The organism is Bradyrhizobium sp. 31Argb (assembly GCF_043638955.1).
In the GTDB taxonomy this organism is placed as follows: domain Bacteria; phylum Pseudomonadota; class Alphaproteobacteria; order Rhizobiales; family Xanthobacteraceae; genus Bradyrhizobium.
Genome location: NZ_JBEGDB010000472.1, coordinates 1 through 3,275 on the forward strand (window position 1 = coordinate 1; position 3,275 = coordinate 3,275).

3 protein-coding genes are annotated in these 3,275 nt (G+C 60.2%); 1 reads left to right on the forward strand and 2 read right to left on the reverse strand.

Going from position 1 to position 3,275, the window contains the following annotated elements:
- The first annotated feature begins 119 nt into the window (after positions 1-119).
- Complete coding sequence (locus AAFX91_RS40165; protein WP_165421630.1) at positions 120-344, forward strand: hypothetical protein; 225 nt, start codon at positions 120-122, stop codon at positions 342-344.
- Positions 345-466: 122 nt separating this feature from the next.
- Here AAFX91_RS40165 and AAFX91_RS40170 read toward each other — a convergent pair whose 3' ends face one another.
- Positions 467-592 (reverse strand): hypothetical protein, encoded by a 126-nt coding sequence (locus AAFX91_RS40170; RefSeq protein WP_283813353.1) that lies wholly within the window; start codon positions 590-592, stop codon positions 467-469.
- A 150-nt stretch (positions 593-742) separates the two neighbouring features.
- A complete protein-coding gene (locus AAFX91_RS40175) occupies positions 743-2,827 on the reverse strand; it encodes a hypothetical protein (protein ID WP_394570188.1) in 2,085 nt (694 codons plus the stop codon).
- Positions 2,828-3,275 lie beyond the last annotated feature (448 nt).

Genomic DNA, 3,275 nt, shown 5'->3' on the forward strand with positions numbered 1-3,275 from the left:
CGCAACCTCGGACCGGCCGACAGTCGGAGCTACATCCGTCAAGCGAAAGTAACATCCTCAGGTGAGGCAATACGAGAGCCAAATTTGAACGCCGATTGACAGATTGGACTACGCCCGAGTTGCTCGACCTGCAGATTCTGTTCCTCCGGGCCGCGCGCGTCGTCGACGATCGGAGCCTGGACCTACCCATGCCTTTGCGCGGCCTGATTGCCAGCAAGCTGGAGAAATCCGGCGTCCCAGCGCCGCAGACCGCAAAAATCAAAGGGTTCGTTCCGATCGGACGATCCGACCGGGCCAGTCTGTACGACGAGTCACTCCCTCCCGGTCTGATCCTGATCGAATAGACATGCGCGAGGCCCGCGCCGCTAGCGGCCATGCCGCCGCCGCGCCGCCGAGAAGCGTGATGCCAAGCACTGTCGCCGCCGCAGCGGTTTAAAGCCCATTTCTTCCTTGAGGCGTGTTCCGATCAGCTTGCGGCCAAGCCGGACCCTGTCGGCGTGGCGGTAAGTCCCAGGTCTGCCAGCACATCGAGCAGCCGCTCGAGTGCTGCGCGGACCTCGGCACCAAGTAAGTTGAATTTTGCCTTTGCCATTTCCTTTTATCCAAACGCTTATGCCGTCATCGCGCAGGCCGCTTCCCATAGGCGCCCGTGGCGCGAGCAAGCCTATGCCAGTGGCTGGACGGTGGACACTTCCCCGGTTCGCTGCCCCGTTGCCCCGAGGTTGCAGCCCAAGCGCGTTCCTCAGCCAGCTTCAGGATAAATACGAACACGGGAGCCGCCGTCCGTCTCCTGCAGCTCGGCCCTGTAAGGCACGCCGCGGATGTTGATATATGTCGGGCGCCCGACTTCCGGCATCCGGCGCTCCCCCTCTAGTACACGAACAAGGTAAGTCGGAAGCCAGCGTTCGCGGTGCTGCCACCCCCCGCGGATAAGAAACCCAAGATCCGCGACGGGCTGACGGGATGGCCCAGCTTCATTCATCGGCCTCGCGCGAGGATGATGGATGAGACGAACGTCCCTGCGCCCTGCCGGCCCAAACGTGGCCGAGTAATGCTCGCCGTTGATCGCAAACCGGCTTGGGCCGAACTGGTTCGGCAGGAGATTGATGTTACTCAGTACGTCGATCAGGACTTCTGAGGCCGGTTGCGAGCCGTGGCGCCAGCCCTCGCCGACGATAGGTCCGATATCCAGTAGATCCTGAGGGGCCCCTGATGGCCCGACGAACGACGGCGGTCTGGCGAAGTCAGGCGCCGGCGCAGAGTGAGCATCGTCCCGCAATTGATACGGTGTGGGCGGATTCAGGTTAACCAGTGGCTCTAGACCGCCGTAGATGTCTGATGACGGGGCTCTGGCAGAGGATGGCTCGGGTTCTTGCATCTGCTCCCCAAACCAATCCCAAGCTCCCGCGCTCGGGGTGGCCGGCGTTGCGGGAAGTCCTTGCGACGGGCTGGGCTGTGGGCTATGGCGCAGTGTGAGCGTGGATGTCGCGGGTTCTTGCATCGCCTCTCTAAACCAATCCCAAGCGCCCGCGCTCGGGGTGGCCGGCGTCGCCGGAAGCTCCTGCGGCGAAGCGTTCTGCCGAGCGCCTTCCCCGGCGAGCGGACGCGCGTGCTCAGGAGGAGGCAACCCTAGCGCTCTGTTCGCCTCGAGGACTTGTTGGTATCGCCGAAGCCTGAGCAAATCGGCATTGATTTTGGTGTCCTCGGTTTGCTGCCTGTACTGTTCAACATCTCGGGTCAGCCCATCGTCATTGAGTCGGCCAGCCATGGCCCCCTTGTCGCGCGTTTGCAGCCAATCACTCAGCCTGTAAAGGCGGCGTGCGTGTCGATCGACAGTCTCCGGCTCAATCCTGTGTGTCGCCTTTTCCGCGCTGGCCCACATGTCGATGAGGGTTGCGTCTGCGGGATAAGGAACAAGGCGGCGGATATCGACTGACAACGTTCTTCCGGCGCCGACGTCGCGGAGCTTTTTCAATGCCGCTTTGATGCGCCTGCTGCGATCATTCGCATAGGTTTCCACATCGTCATCCAAGCCAGCTTCCAACTCGGGGTTGCCAATTCGATCCGCGATTGATGGCCTCCCGTTCTGGCTAAGGCGGGCGCTCAAATGGCGCAGATCGGCTATCGCGTTTTTGATGGTGCCGTCGCCCAGTGGTTTGGTGCCGTCGTCCTGGGTGACACTGGCTTTGCTTTTGAAGTCCTCAAACAGCGCCTCGTCCTCCTCAGGGACCCCGCGTGTTCGGCCGGGCTGCTTGGCGTAATCCACGCGAAACTTCGTTGAAAGGATCTCTTGCCGAGCCGTGGAGCCAGACGGCTTTTCGCCGTGGCTCGCCCCAAACGCCTTTCCAACCCCTGATTTGATACGCGACCACAGTCCGCGATTTTTCCTGTTCTTCGTCTCAGTCGCGGGCTGCTCCTCAGATGGCAGGGTATAGCGCGTACTGCTGAACAGATCATCCCGCAAATTGGACCGCGGCGATACTTGGGCCGAAGCTCGAAAGTTAGCGCGGGGGAGGTCCACGCTGTGGCGCGTGCTGCTGAACGAGTTGTCCCTCAAGCGCGAGTGTGGCGGCATCCGCATTGAACCGCCGAGGGCACCGCGCCGGAGTCCTTCACCGCCGTCTGCGGGACCCTCATCAGGCGAACTAGACTTTGCGGAGTTCTCATCAGACGAATTGAGCTGCAACTCGTCCATTTGCTGTTCAAAGCTTGCTTGCGGGCTCGTGGTGCCCGATTGCTGCCCCACCTGCGGCTGCTGATAGTACGCTTGCGCGAATCCTTCCACATCAAAATCAAACAGGTTGAAATTGTTATTCGTTCGCTCCATGGCACCTCACATCACATAGCAAAGCTCGTATCTGGCGCACGGCAAGGTGATTGAGTGAAAGCGATGGAATTTTCGGCCGAGAATCCGGCTGCCGAAGCCTGAAACACAATCACCATCATTTGCCGCGGCCGAGACCGCCGCCAACGCCTCCGATTACTCCGAGATCAAGCACTCCGATGTTCATTCCTTCATGATAGGTGGCGTCGCCGTCTAGATATCGACGTTCTCATCCTAAGAGAGTTAGCTGTTAAGAAGCTGACGAGTGTCAGAAGGGCACAATGTGAAAATGGCGCCGGCGTTGTTTCTCAAGAAATATGCGGTGCACGTGCCACGTGATTTTCGTTCAAACCACGTATAAGGCCGTCCCGACACGGCACTGAAATGGACCCGCGGAGCGGGACCGCTTGAACCGGTTTGTTAGTTGGAAACTGACCGCTCCTGATCCCTT